Consider the following 15931-nt stretch of genomic DNA (forward strand, 5'->3'; position numbering starts at 1 on the left):
GAGACTGGCCACAGAGGAAACGGGCCAGGATCAGGCAAGGCCAGGATCAGGCAAGACTGGGATGCCAGCAGAAAAGATCGTCCATATCGGTGGCGGAGCCGGCTTTGCCGGCGACCGGGCCGGCGCTGCCGTCGCGGTGGTCGAAGCGCTGATCAACAGCGGCGCGCCCTCCTTCCTGATTTTCGAGACGCTCGCCGAACGCACCCTGGCGCTGGCGCAGCTCGCCCGCCTGAAAGACCCGGCCAATGGCGGCTACAGCCCGGCACTGGAGCCGCTGCTGGCGCCGGTGCTGGCGCAATGCCTCAAACACAATATCCGTATCGTTAGCAATTTCGGCGCTGCCAATCCGCAGGCCGCGGCCCGGCGCATCGCCGTCATGGCGAGGGACGCCGCTTATCCCGATGCGAAAATCGCCGTGGTGGAAGGCGACGACCTGTCGGCGCGCCTGACGCCGCAGGAGCTGGCGCAGCGCGAGAGTGACGGCACGCTTCTCGCCGGCCGCGACAGCATCGTCGCCGCCAATGCTTATCTGGGCGCACGCGCCATAGCCGATGCGCTGGATCGCGGCGCACAGATCGTGGTGACCGGCCGCGTCGCCGACCCGTCGCTGGTGCTGGGCCCGCTGGTGCATGCCTTTGGCTGGGACTGGCAGGACTGGGACCGCCTCGCCGCCGGCACGCTGGTCGGCCATCTGCTGGAATGCGGCCCGCAGGTCAGCGGCGGCTATTTCGCCGATCCCGGTTTCAAGGACGCGTCTGACTTTATCAACATCGGTTATCCCATCGCCGAGGTCAGCGCCGACGGCACAGCCGTCATCACCAAGCCGGCCAAGACCGGCGGCGTGGTCGACCTGCGCACGGTGAAGGAGCAGATGCTGTACGAGATTCACGATCCGGCCGCCTACCTGACGCCGGATGTGATCCTCGATCTGACCGATGTCGAGGTCGAGCAGCAGGGCGAGGATCGCGTGGCCATCCGCGGCGCGCGTGGCCATGCCCGGCCCGAGACACTGAAGGCCACCGTATGCTTCGAGAACGGCTGGTTCGGTGAGGCCGAGATTTCCTATGCCGGGCCCAACGCTGCCGCCCGCGCGCGGCTGGCGGTCGAGATCATTCGCGCCCGCATGGGCAAGGCGCAGCCTGCGCTGACCATCCGCGCCGACATCATCGGCCTTGTCAGCAGCTTTGGCGACAGCAGCGGTGCCGATCTGATGGCGAATACAGGCGACAGCGAAGACGTCCGCGTGCGTTTCGCCGCGCGCCATGCCGACGCTACGGCGGTGAAGCATCTGCTGGATGAAGTGGAAGCACTGTATGTCGCCGGGCCGGCCGGCGGCGGAGGCGTGCGGCGGCATCTGGTGCCGCAGCTGGCCAGCGCCAGCTGCCTGATCGAGCGCAATCTGGTGCGGGAACAGGCGGTGCTGCTGTGACCGCCATCATTCCATCCTCCGTGCCACTGCATCTGCTGGCCCATGCCCGTTCGGGCGACAAGGGTAACCGGCTGAACATCGCGCTGATCTGCTATCGCCCGGATTTCTTCGAGACCGTTGCCGCGCAGGCAACGCCCGACCGCGTCGCGGCCCTGTTCGGCAGCCGCAATCCCGGCCGGACGCAGCGCTTCGACCTACCCAGGCTCTGGGCTTTCAACTTCGTGCTCGACCGCGCGCTGGATGGCGGCGTCAACGCCAGCCTCGGCCTGGATGGCCATGGCAAGACGCTGTCTTTCCGCCTGCTGACTCTCGACATCACCCTGCCGGCGGCGCTGCTGCCGCTGATTTCGCAATCTCAAACCGTTTAGAAAAAACCACGGAGGAAAAATCCATGCGTATCCTGACATCCCTGGCGGTCCTGCTGGCCCTTGCGCCCTCGGCCTTTGCCCAGAGCGACTACCCCAGCCGGCCGATCAAGTTCATTGTGCCATTTGCCGCCGGCAGTGCCACCGACACGGTGGCCCGCGTGGTGGGCGAGCGCATCACGCGCGATCTGAAGCAGTCGGTGGTGGTGGAGAACCTCGCCGGCGGCAATGGCGTGATCGCCGCGCAGAAGGTGGCGACCGCCGCGCCTGACGGCTACACCCTGCTGATCTCGACCAACACCACGCATGCCGCCAACCAGAGCATGCTGAAAAAGCTGCCCTACGATGCCGTGAAGGATTTCGAGACCGTCACCATGCTGGGCACCATTCCGATGGCGCTGGTGGTGAATCCCTCCGTGCCGGTCAACAGTGTGCCGGAACTGATCGCCTATGCGAAGGCCAATCCAGGCAAGCTCAGCTTCGGCGCCGGCTCCAGCTCGGCCCGCATCAGTGTCGAGATGCTGAAGACCATGGCCGGCATCGACATCGTGCATGTGCCCTACAAGAGCAACCCGCAGGCCGTCACCGACCTGCTGGGCGGGCAGGTGCAACTGATGATCGCCGATGTCTCCACCACCCTGCCGCAAGCCAATGCCGGCAAGGTGAAGGCGCTGGGCGTATCCACCAAGGGGCCTTCACCGGTGGCACCGGGCCTGTCCACCATCGCGAGCCAAGGCGTGCCGGGCTATGAGATCACCGCCTGGTTCGCCGCCTGGCTGCCGGCCAAGACGCCGGCTGCGATTGCCGACAAACTGCAGGCCGTGATGGCGATCGCGGTGCAGGACAAGGAAATCCAGGACAAGCTGATGGCCGCCGGCATCGAGCCGAAATCCAGCAGCCGCAAGGAGCTCGCTGATTTCGTGGTCAGTGAAACCGACAAATGGGCCAAGGTGGTGAAGGCTGCCGGCATCGAAGCCGAATAACCAAACAGACCGAATGGTCGGTATCCTGCGGGCGAGTCGCAACGACTCGCCCGTTTCATTTTAGGACTCTCCGCTTCCGGATTTTTTGGTTGCGTCACTGATCCTGCTCCGGATTAATGATGCGCCATAAAAAAGAACGGGAGGCGTGATGCGCGTCGTCATCACCGGTGCAGCGGGCTTTATCGGCCGGGAACTGACCGCAGCATTGATCAAAAAAGGCCAGCTGGCCGATTCAATACAGGATTTCCTTCCGATCAGCGAACTGGTGCTGGTAGACCGCAGCCCGTTCGACTCTCCCGTCAACATGGTCGACGGCATTGCCCTGCGGCACGAGACCGGCGACCTGTGCGATCCCGCCTTCCGCAGCCGCATCTTCGCCGGCGGCATCGACAGCCTGTTCCATCTGGCTGCCTCGCTCACCGCTGATGCCGAGCGCGATATCCCCCAGGGCATCGAGGCCAATGTGCTCAGCCTGCTCGGCCTGCTGGAACTCTGCCGGGCGCAGGCGCGTGCGCCGAAAGTCGTCTTCGCCAGTTCGATTGCCACCTTTGGCGGCGCCTTGCCCGCCACCGTGGACGACAGTACACCGCAAACTCCGCAGACCTCCTACGGCGTGCACAAGGTGATCGCCGAGCAGCTGATCACCGATCACAGCCGTCACGGCGTGATCGATGGTCGCTGCCTGCGCCTACCCATCGTGGTGATCCGGCCAGCTGGCGGGCAATCGGTGTCGGACCGCGTGGCCGCCATCGTGCGCGAACCACTGCACGGCCGCACGGTTACTTCGCCGTTGCGCGCCGATACGCTGGTGCCGCTGGTTTCGGTGCAGGCGGTGGCGCGCGGCCTGACCCGCATCCATGACCTGCCTGCCAGCGTTTTTGGCACCAGCCGCGCCTTCAACCTGCCTGCGCTGAGCGTCAGCGTCGCCGACATGGTCGACAGCGTCGGCCGGCACAGCGACGGGCGAAAGCTCGGCCATGTGCTGTGGAAGCCCGATCCGGCCCTGCAGGCCATCGTCGACAGCTGGCCGAAACGGTTCGACTCAAGCCTCGCGCGCAAGCACGGCATCCTGCCCGATGCCGGCTTTGACGCCATCATCGACGCCTATCTGGAAGCCGCGCGGGAGACAGTGTGACCATATCTCCTGCCGGCCCCATCTGCATCATCGGCGCCGGCTCGTCCGGGATCGCCGCCGCCAAGGCGCTGAAGGACAAAGGCCTGAATTTCGAGTGCTATGAGAAGGGCTCGGATATCGGCGGCAACTGGCGCTACAACAACGACAACGGCGTCTCGGCTGCCTATCGCAGCCTGCATATCGATACCAGCCGCAAGAACCTGCAATACCCCGACTTCCCCACGCCCGACGACCTGCCGGACTTCCCCTCGCATTGGCAGGTGATGAAATATCTCGACGATTACGCCGAGCGCTTCGGTATCCGGCCGCATATCCGTTTCCGCACCAGCGTCACCGCCGTGGCGCCGGCCGGGGATGGCACATGGACCGTCACGCTGGATAACGGCGAGACCAAGCGCTATGCCGCGGTCATCGTCGCCAACGGCCATCTGTGGGATACGCGCCTGCCGGATTTCCCCGGACAGTTCGACGGCATGGCCATTCATTCACACGCCTACAAAACCGCCGAACCGTTCGACGACAAGCGCGTGCTGGTGGTCGGCATCGGCAATTCCGCCGTCGATATCGCCGTCGACCTGTGCCGTCGCGCCCGCAGCGTGACGCTGTCAACGCGGCGCGGCGCCTGGATCATGCCGAAATACATCCTGGGGATTCCCACCGATCGTTGGGGTGCGTTTTTCGCGCGCAAGCTCAAGCTGCCGACCGTGCTGGCCCGGATGATTGTCAACAAGCTGATGTATCTCAGCGTAGGTGACCAGCGGCGCTATGGTATGCCGACGCCGAAACATCCGATGTGGCGCGAGCACGCCACTATCAGCCAGGAACTCTTGCCATACATCGGCCACGGCTGGATCAAGGTGAAACCGAATGTAGTCGAGCTGAAGGGGCGGAGCGTCCACTTCGCCGATGGCAGCGAAGACGATTTCGACGCCATCATCTATGCCACCGGCTATCGCACCAGCTTCCCCTTCCTCGATCCGGCGCTGTTCAGCGTCAAGGACAACGAGGCGCCGCAGCTTTACCGCCGCATGCTCGCCGTGAGCCAGCCGGGATTGTATTTCGTCGGGCTGGTGCAGCCGATTGGCGCCACCATTCCGCTGGTGGAAATCCAGTCGCGCTGGCTGGCCGGTGTGCTGGCGGGCCAGATCAGCCTGCCGCCGCGCAATGCCATGCAGGCGGAGGTGAACGAACATTGGCGCGGCGTGAAGCGGCGCTATGTGGATAGCGCGCGCTATACGCTGGAAGTGGATTACCGCGACTACGCCATGCAGATGCGCAGCGACATGGAGAGCGGCCGGGCCGGCTATTAGGGCCGGCGATCAGCCGTTCAGCAGGCCGGCGATCTCGGACAGGTCCTGGGCCGAAAGCTTCGTCTCGCCCGCCTTCACATTCTGCTCAAGCTGTTCGGGCTTGGTGGCGCCGGCGATCACGCTGGAGACCTGCGGCTTGGACAGCAGCCAGGCAAACGCCAGATCGGTCATGCCGATGCCGCGCTTGTCGCACCAGCTACGCAGGCGCTCCACGGTGTCGAGATTGGCCGGCGTCATATAGCGGTCAGCCAGACGCTGGGTATTGGCCAGACGCGAGCCTTCGGCGGCGGTGCCGGCCTTGTGCTTGCCGGTGAGCAGCCCGCTGGCCAGCGGGAAGAACGGCAGGAAGCCGAGACCGAAGCGTTCGCAGGCCGGCAGCTGCTCGGCTTCCGCCTTGCGGAAGACCAGGCTGAGTTCGTCCTGGGCCGAAACAAAGCGGTTGAGGCCCAGCTGTCTGGCGGTCCAGTCGGCATCGGCGAGCTGCCAGCTGGCGAAATTGGAATTGCCGATATAGCGCACCTTGCCCTGGCGGATCAGGTCATCCAGCGCGCGCAGGGTTTCTTCGATCGGCGTGCGCGCATCGGGCTGATGCTGCTGGTAGAGGTCGATGTAGTCGGTCTGCAGGCGGGTCAGGCTGTCTTCCACCGCCTTCATGATGTAGCGGCGCGAAGCGCCAACCTTGACGCCCACATCATCCATCGGCATGGCGAACTTGGTCGCCAGCACGATGTCCTTGCGGCGGGCGCCCAGGATCTTGCCCATCTGGGTCTCGGAGCCGCCCTTGTTGCCGTAGACATCGGCGGTGTCGAACAGCGTGATGCCGAGGTCGAGCGCCTTGTGGATGACCTTGCGCGAGGCTTCAAGGTCGAGACGCATCTCGAAATTGTTGCAGCCGAGGCCGACTTCGGAAACCAGAAGGCCGGAGGTACCGAGATTGCGGAATTTCACGGGCGGGACTTTCTGCTGACGGGAGAGAATGGCGCGCAGTATCGGGCCCTGCGGCAGGATCGGGCAAGGGCGAACCTATTGGTTCATCATCCGAACAGGCGCAGAGCTTCCGCCGCCGCCTGCCGGCCCGAGAGCCAGGCGCCGGTGGCCGTGCCGATCCAGTCGATCGGCGCAAAGGCCTCGCCGGCGAACAACACCCGGGCGCGGCCGCTGGCACTGGTGAGCGCACGGCCGGCATTGCGGCGCGCGGTGGCAAAGCCCGGCCGCACGGTGGCGATGGCACCACGGCTGTAGTCCTCGCGACCCCAGGCGGATGTCACGCCCTTGATGAAGCGCTTATCCAGCGCTTCGCCGAACATCGCTTTCAGCTGCAGGCGCGCCGCAGCGATCATCGCCGCCTCGCCCTGCGCTTCCAACTCGCGCGCATAGTCGCCGCCCACGGTGGCGACGGCCAGCGGCAGGCCTTGCGCGTTGATGCGGAAACTCATGCCGCGCGTGCCGCTGATGCGGGGTATGGCCTGGGTATTGGCCGGCGCCTCGAAACTGCCGGGTTCGTAATGCAGCGCGATGCGATCCAGCAGGCCCATGCCGGTGCGGCCGAGGGCGTCGCGCTGCGGCTGCGGCAGGCCAGGCTGGAAGACGATGCCGTCGCGCGCATTCAGCAGACCCAGCGGCACGGTGACGATGCAGGCTTCGGCGCGCAGCTCGCCTTCGGCGGTGGCGATGGTGACATGATCGCCGCCCCAGTCGATCCGCAGGGCCGGGCGGCCGGTAAAGACCGGCAGCCCCTGGCCGTATTGCTGCACCCAGTTGCCGAAGCTGCCGTTCAGCCAGGCATCATTGCCGGTGCCGGACAGCCGCGGCGCATCCAGCGCCGAGACGGCGCCGTATTCGACGCCGACATGCAGCGGGCCGGCCAGCGCACGCGCCGTATCGGCCCATTTGCTGTCGATCTTGACGCGGCTTGCCAGCGTGACATCGCTGCGGAGCGTGCGCGCATCCAGCAGTGCGTCGTCCAGCTTGTCATAAGCGAAGCCGAGGGCATCATAGTCATGGCCATCGGCATCCTTGTTGCCGTCGAACAGCCAGAAGTCACCGTCATCGGCCTGCAGGCGCGCATCGTTGCGCCGCATCTCGGCCACCAGCGGATTGATATCGGCCGAGCGCAGCATCGACGCGCCGAGATCGGCATGAATGCCCGGGGCCAGCATCTCGGCGCGAATGCGGCCACCGATGCGGTCGCGCGCCTCCAGCACCACGGCGCTGCGATTACGTTCCTTCAGCAGGCGCGCAGCACTCAGGCCCGCAAGGCCGGCACCGACGATCACCACATCGGCTTCGGTCGGCATGGCGGCGGCGCGCAGAGGCGCGGGCAGCAGCAGGGCTGCACTGCCAGTCACCAGAGCCTGTCGCCGCGTCAACCTCATCATGCCCGGCATTATGCAGCGAAGCGTGACAGTCCGGACGACATTTTATGGCCGGCCCTACACAAAAACGTCAGCCCGATATCACCCGGACAGGCGATGCGGTTGCATGGTGCCGGGATTTCGCAATCGGCGGCAGCGCCGTCAACGCAGGATCATGACCACCGAGGCAGCGAGCGCCAGGCCCATCGCGATGTTGAACACGCGCTGGCGACGCGCATCGCGCAGCAGACGCTGGGCCGCCACGCCGAAGACCAGCCAGACCAGTCCGCTGGGCAGAACAGCCGCAACGAAGACGGCGGTGAAAACGGCAGACAGCACAATCGCACTGCCGCCATCGTCATGCAGATAGGTCGCGACCGCGCCGACGCAGACCATCAGGGTTTTTGGATTGACCCATTGCAGCATCGCTCCGTCGATGAAGCCGGCCGTTTGCGGCGTCAGGACGCCGCATTCTCACCGGTAGCAACCGGCGCGGTCGCGATCTTCCAGGCCAGCCAGAGCAGGAAGACCGAACCGGCGATGCGCGCCACCAGCAGCACCTGCGGATAGGCCAGCAGAAGGCTGCCCGGGCCGAGCGCGGCAAGAAACATCACTGAACCCGTACCGGCCGCGACACCGAACAGGCAGGGCAGACCGCGCCAGAAACCGACCTGCGCGCCAGTGGCGGCCAGCAGCACGTTGCTGGGGCCGGGCGTGATGGCGGCAATCAGGGAAAACAGGAAAAAGGCGGCGATCTGGTCAGGACTCATGCCGCGATGACGGCACGGAATCCCGACTCAGGTCTGGAAGATTTGTGCAGTCTCAGTCCTGCGACCGGAACGGATGCGCCGTGAAGACGCCGATCACCTTCAGGAAGGAGCTGAAATATTCCAGCTCCTGCAGGGCGAGGTCGACACTCTTCTGCGACGGATGACCTTCGATCTCGGCATAGAATTCCGCGACCTTGAAGCCGTCGGACAGGTAGCTTTCCAGCTTCACCACGTTGACGCCGTTGGTGGCGAAACCGCCCAGCGCCTTGTACAGCGCCGCCGGCACGCTGCGCACGCGGAACATGATCGCGGTCAGGCTGTTGGCCGCCTTGGGATCGGGATCGCGGCGCTGGCGCTCCAGCTTGATGAAGCGCGTGGTGTTGGTGGCGTTATCCTCGATATCGGGGCGCAGCACCTGCAGGCCGTAGAGCTCGCCGGCGATGGTCGAGGCAATGGCGGCTTCCTCGACGCTGTTGCGCTCGGAGACATCCTTGGCCGAGCCGGCGGTGTCGCTGGCAACCACGGCCTCGATACCGAGCTCCTTGATCACCTTGCGGCACTGCGACAGGCCCTGCACATGGCTGTAGACGCGCTTCACGCTCTTGAGCGAGGCCGCCTTGGGCGCCAGCAACTGGTGCCGCACGCGGAGGAAATGCTCGGCCGTGATGAACAGGCCGCCTTCGGGCAGCAGCTGGTGAATGTCGGCCACGCGGCCGGCGGTGGAATTCTCGATCGGGATCAGGCCACAGGCCGCCTTGCCCTCTCGCACGGCGGCGAAGGCATCCTCGAAGCTGGGACACGGCAGCGGCACCAGATCGGGCAGCGCCTCACGGCAGGCCAGATGCGAATAGGCGCCCGGCGCGCCCTGAAAGGCCACGACCTTGGCAGGATCGGTGGCGTCCGTGGCAATGGTGGCGACAGGCGACATGGCAGGCTCGGGTTCTATGGTTATTTGGGCTGCATCACCGCGCGGATGCGCGCGAGATCGGCCGGAGTATCGACACCGAGCGGAAGCGTGTCAACGACAGCCGCCGCAATGGCCATGCCGTTTTCCAGCGCGCGCAGCTGCTCCAGCTTCTCGCGCTGCTCCAGCGGCGAAGGCTTCAGCGTGACGAAGCGCTCCAGCGCCGCACGGCGATAGGCGTAGATGCCGATATGGTGCCACAGCGGGCCCTCGCCCGACGGCACGGGACGGCGGCTGAAATAGAGCGCGCGGCCGACCGTCTGTCCGGGGGCAAGACTGAGCACCGCCTTCACCACATTGGGATCGTCCACCTCATGGGTGTCGACGATGGGGGTGGCCAGCGTGGCGATGTCGATGGCGGCGTCGCTCAGCGGCGTCAGCACGGCGGCCACCACCTTGGGGTCGATGGCCGGCAGGTCGCCCTGGAAATTCACCACCGCGTCATGCCGCCCCTCGGGATCAAGCTTGCGCAGGGCCTCGAAAATCCGGTCCGACCCCGAGGGATGGTTCGGGTCGGTCATCACCGCCTCGCCGCCATGGGCCTGGATGGCGACGGCGATGGCCTGGTCGCCGCAGGCCACGGCCACCCGGCCAAAGCCGGCCTCCCGGGCTCGGTGCAGACAGTGCACGATCATCGGCAGGCCATGGATATCGGCCAAAGGCTTGTCGGGCAGCCGGGTCGAGGCGAGTCGCGACGGGATCAGCACGATCGGATTTTTCGGAAGGGCCGCGGTCATTTCTTAAGCCTTGAAAAAGCAGCGAGATCAGAGACGGGGCCGGTGCGGCACTTCGCCGCAGCCGGAGCGGGCCAAGGCCCTGAACCTGCGGATATATACGGGTTGCGGACGGGTCGGGGAAGCCGCTAATCTCCCGGCGATTTTCGGGCGGTTTCGGATACTTGGCCGGGCCCGTCCTCCGTCGCCTCCAGGAGCTTCCCCGATGGATAGTTTTGAGCTTAATAAAATTGCCGGCGCCGCGCTGTTCGCCCTGCTGATCATCATGGGTGTGAACCAGGTCGGCAACATGCTGGTCCATCCCAAGAAGCTTGCCGAGGCCGCCTACAAGATCGACGTGCCGGATGCCCCGGCTGCCGGTGGCGGCCCCGCCGTCGCCGAGGAAGCCGATCCGCCGGTCGCCGGCCTGCTGGCCGCCGCCAGCGCCGACAACGGCAAGAAGGCCTTCGGCAAGTGCGCCGCCTGCCACAGCGTGGAAAAGGGTGGCCCGGCCAAGGTCGGCCCGAACCTGTTCGACATCGTGCAGGCCCCCAAGGGCCACATGGCCGGCTTCGCCTATTCCGACGGCTTGAAGAAAACCGGCGGCCAGTGGACCTATGACAGCCTCTACGCCTTCCTGAAGAACCCGAAGGCCTATGCCCCGGGCACCAAGATGGCCTTCGCCGGCGCCAAGAGCTCGAAGGAGCGCGCCGACCTGATCGCTTATCTGCGTTCGCTGTCCGACAGCCCGAAGCCGCTGCCGTAAGCGTTTCAGATCATACCGAACATCAAGAGGGCCGGGCGGTCGCCATGACAGACATCCCGGCCCTTTTTCTTTCCCAGGCAGACGACCTCGTCGCCTTCGCTCACCATCTGGGCGACCTCGCCCGCGCCGAAATCCGGCCGCATTTCCGCAAGCCTATTGATGTCGTCAGCAAGGCCGATGCCTCGCCGGTGACCATTGCCGACCGCAATGCCGAAGCCGCAATGCGCAAGGCCATCGAGGCGCGCTATCCCGATCACGGCATCTTCGGCGAGGAATTCGGGCCGGTGCGTACCGATGCCGCCTGGCAGTGGATTCTCGATCCCATCGACGGCACCAAGAGCTTTGTCAGCGGCCTACCGATCTTCGGCACGCTGATTGCCCTCACCTATGAAAACCGCCCGGTGCTGGGCGTGATCGACCAGCCGATCATGGCCGACCGCTGGCTCGGCGCCTCGGGCCGCCCCACCGTCTATAACGGCCAGCCGGCGCGCACCCATGCCGACCGCGTGCTGAAAGACGCCGTGGTGATGACCACCTATATCGACAGTTTCAGTGAAGCCGAACTGGCCGCGTTCACGACATTGCGACAGGCCTGCCGCATCAATCGCATGTCCGGCGACTGCATGGCCTATGCTATGCTGGCCTCAGGATTTGCCGATCTGGCGCTGGATGGCCGGATGCAGCCCTATGATTACGCGGCGCTGGGCCCTGTGGTGGCCGGCGCCGGCGGCGTGATCACCGACTGGGAAGGCAAGCCGCTGGAGATGCGCGGCCGTTCACGCGTCCTCGCCTCGGCCAATCCGGCGCTGCATGATACCGCCATGCAGTACCTGTCTGGAGTCTGACCTTATTGGGAGTGACCTGATGCGACGCCTGCTGCTGCCCACCCTGGTTCTCGGTTTAACGCTCAGCACGCCCGTCCTGCTTCAGGCCCAGACGTCTACCGGCACGGTCAGCCATGCACTGACCCTGGGCGACACCCCTAAATACCCTGCCGGCTTCAAGCAGCTCGATTACGTCAATCCCAACGCGCCCAAGGGCGGCGAGCTCAAACTCTCCACGCCCGGCGGCTTTGACAGCTTCAACCCCTTCATCCCGAAAGGCGACGAAGCGCCCGGCCTTGGCGTGATCTACGAAACCCTGATGTCGCAGACGCCGGACGACGACCTGTCGGAATACGGCCTGATCGCCGAAAACGTCGAGGTGCCCGACGACCTGAGCTGGATCGTCTTCAATCTGCGGGCCGAGGCCAAATGGGCCAATGGCAAGCCGATCACCGCCGAGGATGTGGTCTGGAGCTTTAATCAGATCAAGGCCAACGGCGAGCCGATGTACCAGTATTACTATGGCAATGTGCAGAAGGCCGAAGCGCTGTCGCCGCGCAAGGTGAAGTTCCACTTCACTGGCCCAAAGAACCGCGAGTTACCGCAGATCATGGGCCAGTTGCCCGTGCTGCAGAAAGCCGACTGGGAAAAGCGCGGCTTCGACAAGGTGACGCTGGAGAAATGGGAAGGCTCGGGTCCCTATCGCATCGAAAGCTTCGAGGCGAACCGCACCATCACCTACGCGCGCCGCAACGACTGGTGGGGCAAGGACCTACCCATCAACAAGGGCCGCTACAATTTCGACCGCATCCGTTACGACGTCTATCGTGACCAGACCGTGGCGCGCGAAGCCTTCAAATCCGGCCAGTATGATTTCCGCAGCGAGAACAGCGCCCGTGAATGGGCCGTCTTCTATGACTTCCCCGCTGTTGCCCAGGGCCTGGTGAAGAAAGAGGAAGTGAAGCATGAGCGCCCGGGCGGCATCGGCGGCTTCGTGTTCAACCTGCGCCGCGAGAAATTCCAGGATATCCGCGTGCGCCAGGCACTGGGGCTGGTCTGGGATTTCGAGTGGTACAACAAGAATATGGCCTATGGCGCCTATTACCGGCCCAACAGCTATTTCGAGAATTCAGATTTCGCCGCGCGTGGCGAGCCCTCGGCGGAAGAACTGAAATTACTGGAACCGCTGCGTGACAAGCTGCCCAAGGAAGTTTTCGGACCTGCATGGAAAGCGCCGGTTTCCGACGGCAGCGGCCAGGATCGCAAGAACCTGCGCGAGGCGACCCAGTTGCTGAAGGCTGCGGGCTGGGAAATCAAGAACGGCAAGCTGGTCAACCCGAAGGGCGAGCCGCTGGTCGTCGAACTGCTGCTGCAGGACGCCACCTATGAACGCATGGGTGCGCCCTGGGCGCAAAGCCTGCAGCGCTTGGGCGTCACGCTCAACATGCGCACCGTCGACAGCGCACAGTATGTCAACCGCATCCGCAGCTTTGACTATGATGTCGTTTATTCCGGCTGGGGCCAATCCAACTCGCCCGGCAACGAGCAGCGCAGTTTCTATTCCTCCGCCTCGGCCGACAACCCGGGCGGGCGCAACATCGCCGGCATCAAGAATCCGGCCATCGATACCCTGATCGAAGCCGTGATCGCCGCGCCGTCGCGGGCAGCCCTGATTCCGACGACCCGGGCTCTGGACCGCGCACTGACCTGGAACAACTACATCGTGCCGACGCTGGGCTACAGCTCCAGCCGCATCGCCTATTGGGACAAGTTCGGCAAGACCGCGACTTACCCCAAGAACGGCGTCGACTTCATGGCCTGGTGGATCGATCCCGCCAAGGCAGCCAAACTCAACACCGGCAAGCCCCAGTAAGCAGAGCAACACCATCATGACCTGGCTTAAGCCCGTTACCCTGCAGGACAGCGCCGTTTCCCTGGTACCGCTGAGCCACGACCACCATGACGATCTCGTCGAGGCCGTGAAGGACGGCGAGCTGTGGACGCTCTGGTACACACTGATCCCGACGCCCGACAAGATGACGGCCGAGATCGACCGGCGGCTGGGACTGCAGGAAAAAGGCTCGATGCTGCCTTTCACGGTAATCGACAAGGCCAGCGGCAAGGCCGTGGGTATGACCACCTATATGAATGTCGACGCCGCCAACCGGCGCGTCGAGATCGGCTCGACCTGGTATCGCAAGGCCGTGCAGCGTTCGGCGCTCAACACGCGCTGCAAGCTGATGCTGCTGACGTATGCCTTCGAGCCGCTTGACTGCATCGCGGTCGAGTTCCGCACGCATTTCTTCAATCACCAGAGCCGCGAAGCCATCGCCCGGCTGGGCGCCAAGCAGGACGGCATCCTGCGCAACCACCAGATCGGCGTGAATGGCACGATGCGCGATACCGTGGTGTTCAGCATCCTGCCGGCCGAATGGCCGGTGGTGAAAACCCACCTGCGTCACCGCCTCAAGCTGACAGAGGGCCAGACGGCGTGAGGCTGACAGCCCTCATCGCCGCAACCCTGCTGCTGGGCGCTGCCGGCATCGCCGATTCCGGCGCGCAACCGCGCCATGGCCTGTCCGCCTTCGGCCACCTGAAATACCCCGCCGGTTTCAAGCATTACGACTACGTCAATCCCGACGCGCCCAAGGGCGGCGAGTTGCGCAGCTGGCAGCTCAACGGCTTTGACAGCCTGCACCCCCTCGTTCTCAAGGGCGTGATGGCGCAGAATCTGGGCCTGACCTTCCAGAGCCTGATGACCCGCGCCGTCGACGAACCGGATGCGGTCTATGGCGATCTGGCCGATAGCGCCGAACTGGCGCCCGACCGGAGCTGGGCCGCCTTCAATATCCATCCATTGGCACGCTGGCATGACGGCAAGCCGGTGACCGCCGAGGACGTGGTCTTCACGGTGGAGACCACCCGCAACGAAGGCCATCCGCTGTATCAACTGACGCTGCGCGATGTGGACAGCGTGACGGCCGAAGGGCCACGCCGCGTGGTCTTCCGCTTCAAGGACACCGAAAGCCGCCGCGACCTGCCGCTGATCGTGGCGCAGCTGCCGATCCTGCCGAAAGCCTGGTTCAAGGATCGTGTTTTCGCGGCACCAACCGTGGAGCCGATCACCGGCTCGGGCCCCTATCGCATCAGCCGCGTGGATGCCGGCCGCACCCTGGTATTCGAACGTGTGAAGGACTGGTGGGCGAAGGATCTGGGCGTGCATCGCGGCCGCTACAACTTCGACTGGATCCGCGAGGATTATTACCGCGACCGTGACATCGCGGTGGAGGCCTTTTTCGCGGGCGAATACGATTTCCGCGAAGAGGTGATTGCACGGGTGTGGGCCACTGGCTACGTGGGCAAGCCGGCTTTCGACCAGGGCCGCATCAAACGTGAAGTGCTGAAGGACGAAACGCCATCCGGCGTGCAGGCCTGGTTCCTCAACACCCGCAAGCCGCATCTGTCCGATCCCCGCGTGCGGCAGGCGATCAACCTCGCCTACGATTACGAATGGGCGAACAAGACGCTGTTCTATGGCCTGTACAAGCGCACCCGTTCAATGTTCGAGAATTCCGACCTGGCCGCCACCGGCCTGCCCTCGCCGGCGGAACTGAAGCTGCTCGAGCCCTTCCGCGGCCGCGTACCGGCCGAGGTCTTCACGACAGAATACCAGCCGCCGGTCAGCGACGGCTCGGGCCGCAACCGCGCCAACCTGAAGCGGGCGCAGGAACTACTGAAGGAAGCCGGCTGGCGGGTTGAAGACGGCAAGCTGGTGGACGCGAAGGGCAAGCCCTTCGAGCTGGAATTCCTGATGTTCGAGCCGAGCTTCCAGCGCTTCATCAATCCCTTCGCGCGCAACCTGGAACTCATCGGCATCAGCGTCACCCTGCGCATGGTGGACAACTCCACCTTCGAGAACCGCATGCGCGCCTTCGACTACGACATCATGTCGCGCCGCTTCGCCCAACCGCTGACGCCCGGCGTCGAGCAGCGGAATTACTGGGCCAGCCGCGCCGCCACCACGGTCGGCAGCTTCAATTTCTCCGGCATCCAGGATCCGGTGGTCGACGATCTGGTCGAGCATATCGTCGGTGCCCGGAATCGCGACGAGATGCGCGCCGCAACCCGGGCGCTGGACCGCGTGCTGATGTGGAACTGGTATGTCATCCCGCACTGGTACAGCGGCACGGTGAAGCTGGGCTACTGGGACCGTTTCGCCCGTCCGATGGTCAAGCCGGCCTACGATGTAGGCCTGATCGAGACCTGGTGGATCGACCCGGCCAAGGACAAGGCATTGAATCTAGTGCGCCAGAGATGA

16 protein-coding genes are annotated in these 15931 nt (G+C 64.7%); 10 read left to right on the forward strand and 6 right to left on the reverse strand.

Going from position 1 to position 15931, the window contains the following annotated elements; translation table 11 throughout:
- Positions 1-61: 61 nt before the first annotated feature.
- The 5 genes from AC1RRE_RS16050 (at position 62) to AC1RRE_RS16070 (ending at position 5222) form a co-directional block, all read left to right on the forward strand.
- Positions 62-1429 (forward strand): acyclic terpene utilization AtuA family protein, encoded by a 1368-nt coding sequence (locus AC1RRE_RS16050; RefSeq protein ID WP_492982259.1) that lies wholly within the window; start codon positions 62-64, stop codon positions 1427-1429.
- Complete coding sequence (locus AC1RRE_RS16055; protein WP_492982261.1) at positions 1426-1797, forward strand: AtuA-related protein; 372 nt, start codon at positions 1426-1428, stop codon at positions 1795-1797. Before AC1RRE_RS16050 ends, AC1RRE_RS16055 begins: the two co-directional genes overlap by 4 nt.
- 23 nt (positions 1798-1820) lie before the next feature.
- Positions 1821-2777 carry a Bug family tripartite tricarboxylate transporter substrate binding protein gene (locus AC1RRE_RS16060; RefSeq protein WP_492982263.1) on the forward strand — a complete coding sequence of 319 codons (957 nt, stop codon included), beginning with the start codon at positions 1821-1823 and terminating at the stop codon, positions 2775-2777.
- Positions 2778-2925: 148 nt separating this feature from the next.
- Positions 2926-3912: an NAD-dependent epimerase/dehydratase family protein gene (locus AC1RRE_RS16065; protein ID WP_492982265.1), complete on the forward strand. Its 987-nt coding sequence runs from the start codon at positions 2926-2928 to the stop codon at positions 3910-3912.
- Positions 3909-5222 carry a flavin-containing monooxygenase gene (locus AC1RRE_RS16070; protein WP_492982267.1) on the forward strand — a complete coding sequence of 438 codons (1314 nt, stop codon included), beginning with the start codon at positions 3909-3911 and terminating at the stop codon, positions 5220-5222. The genes AC1RRE_RS16065 and AC1RRE_RS16070 overlap by 4 nt, the downstream gene beginning before the upstream one ends.
- A 9-nt stretch (positions 5223-5231) precedes the next feature.
- Here the strand turns inward: AC1RRE_RS16070 and AC1RRE_RS16075 are convergent, their stop codons facing one another.
- From AC1RRE_RS16075 to AC1RRE_RS16100, 6 genes are all read right to left on the reverse strand, one after another.
- Positions 5232-6170 (reverse strand): aldo/keto reductase, encoded by a 939-nt coding sequence (locus AC1RRE_RS16075; RefSeq protein WP_492982269.1) that lies wholly within the window; start codon positions 6168-6170, stop codon positions 5232-5234.
- Between the two features lie 86 nt (positions 6171-6256).
- Positions 6257-7600, reverse strand: a complete 1344-nt coding sequence (locus AC1RRE_RS16080; protein ID WP_492982271.1) for a flavin monoamine oxidase family protein — start codon at positions 7598-7600, stop codon at positions 6257-6259.
- Between the two features lie 138 nt (positions 7601-7738).
- Entirely contained in the window at positions 7739-8002 is a 264-nt protein-coding gene (locus tag AC1RRE_RS16085) for a hypothetical protein (protein ID WP_492982273.1), read from the reverse strand.
- Positions 8003-8034: 32 nt separating this feature from the next.
- Positions 8035-8346, reverse strand: a complete 312-nt coding sequence (locus AC1RRE_RS16090; RefSeq protein ID WP_492982275.1) for a LysE family translocator — start codon at positions 8344-8346, stop codon at positions 8035-8037.
- 52 nt (positions 8347-8398) lie between these two features.
- Positions 8399-9274, reverse strand: a complete 876-nt coding sequence (locus AC1RRE_RS16095) for a prephenate dehydratase (protein WP_492982277.1) — start codon at positions 9272-9274, stop codon at positions 8399-8401.
- Positions 9275-9294: 20 nt separating this feature from the next.
- Positions 9295-10047: a 3-deoxy-manno-octulosonate cytidylyltransferase gene (locus tag AC1RRE_RS16100; RefSeq protein WP_492982279.1), complete on the reverse strand. Its 753-nt coding sequence runs from the start codon at positions 10045-10047 to the stop codon at positions 9295-9297.
- A gap of 202 nt (positions 10048-10249) precedes the next feature.
- Between AC1RRE_RS16100 and AC1RRE_RS16105 the strand changes: the two genes are divergently transcribed.
- Genes AC1RRE_RS16105 through AC1RRE_RS16125 form a run of 5 tightly spaced genes read left to right on the forward strand, consistent with a single transcriptional unit; the run spans position 10250 to position 15931 of the window.
- Positions 10250-10789, forward strand: a complete 540-nt coding sequence (locus AC1RRE_RS16105) for a c-type cytochrome (protein WP_492982281.1) — start codon at positions 10250-10252, stop codon at positions 10787-10789.
- A 44-nt stretch (positions 10790-10833) separates the two neighbouring features.
- Positions 10834-11634, forward strand: a complete 801-nt coding sequence (gene hisN / locus AC1RRE_RS16110) for a histidinol-phosphatase (protein ID WP_492982282.1) — start codon at positions 10834-10836, stop codon at positions 11632-11634.
- A gap of 19 nt (positions 11635-11653) precedes the next feature.
- Positions 11654-13486: an extracellular solute-binding protein gene (locus AC1RRE_RS16115; protein WP_492982284.1), complete on the forward strand. Its 1833-nt coding sequence runs from the start codon at positions 11654-11656 to the stop codon at positions 13484-13486.
- A 16-nt stretch (positions 13487-13502) separates the two neighbouring features.
- Positions 13503-14108: a GNAT family N-acetyltransferase gene (locus AC1RRE_RS16120; RefSeq protein WP_492982286.1), complete on the forward strand. Its 606-nt coding sequence runs from the start codon at positions 13503-13505 to the stop codon at positions 14106-14108.
- Positions 14105-15931 carry an extracellular solute-binding protein gene (locus AC1RRE_RS16125; RefSeq protein ID WP_492982288.1) on the forward strand — a complete coding sequence of 609 codons (1827 nt, stop codon included), beginning with the start codon at positions 14105-14107 and terminating at the stop codon, positions 15929-15931. Before AC1RRE_RS16120 ends, AC1RRE_RS16125 begins: the two co-directional genes overlap by 4 nt.

The sequence above is a fragment of the Ferrovibrio sp. GW821-FHT12D07 genome (assembly GCF_058807275.1).